This window comes from Mesorhizobium sp. M7A.F.Ca.CA.004.12.1.1, from assembly GCF_003997835.1.
Lineage (GTDB): Bacteria > Pseudomonadota > Alphaproteobacteria > Rhizobiales > Rhizobiaceae > Mesorhizobium.
The window spans coordinates 1-743 of the sequence record NZ_RZRK01001383.1 but is presented as its reverse complement, the minus strand read 5'-3'; the positions used below and the strand labels follow the sequence as shown (position 1 = coordinate 743).

At 58.8% G+C, this 743-nt stretch carries 1 pseudogene; it reads left to right on the top strand.

Annotation, left to right across the window (positions count from 1 at the left end):
* A pseudogene (locus tag EN984_RS36540) lies at positions 1-402 on the top strand (alanine dehydrogenase); the annotation flags it as partial.
* Between the last annotated feature and the right edge of the window lie 341 nt (positions 403-743).

Genomic DNA, 743 nt, shown 5'->3' with positions numbered 1-743 from the left:
GTGCTGATCCCGGGTGCCGCGGCGCCAAAACTGGTTTCGCGCGAAATGCTGTCGGGCATGAAGAAAGGCTCGGTGCTGGTCGACGTCGCCATCGACCAGGGCGGCTGCTTCGAGACCTCGCACGCCACCACTCATGCCGAGCCGACCTATGAGGTCGACGGCGTCATCCACTATTGCGTCGCCAACATGCCCGGTGCCGTGCCGGTCACTTCGGCCCACGCGCTCAACAACGCGACGCTGCACTATGGCCTGCAGCTTGCCGACAAGGGCCTGAAGGCGCTGGTCGACGATCATCACCTGCGCAACGGCCTCAATGTCCACAAGGGCAAGATCACCAACCGGGCAGTCGCCGAGGCGCTCGGCTACGAACTGGTCGAGCCGAAAGCCGTTCTCGCCGCCTGATTTTCGCGAGAACAGCTCCTTTCAATCCAGCCCGCCGGTTCCAAGCCGGCGGGTTTTTTCTTGCGAGCCTGTTTTTCAGGCAAAGCATGGCGTCGAAAGATGTGACGCAACGGCACTTTGCTCATCATTGTTGCATATTTGTCATTCCCGTACCGACCGACTCCCTGCTAGAGACATTCTGGGTTTACTCATTGGGGTACGGGCATATGTTCATTCGCACATCCGCGAAATCTTTTCTTCTTGGTGCTGTTTCTGCTGTGGCTTTGATGTCTGCTGCTCATGCAGCAGATGTCGTCCAGCCGGTAGAAGAAGCTGCCGGCTTTAACTGGAGCGGCCTCTAC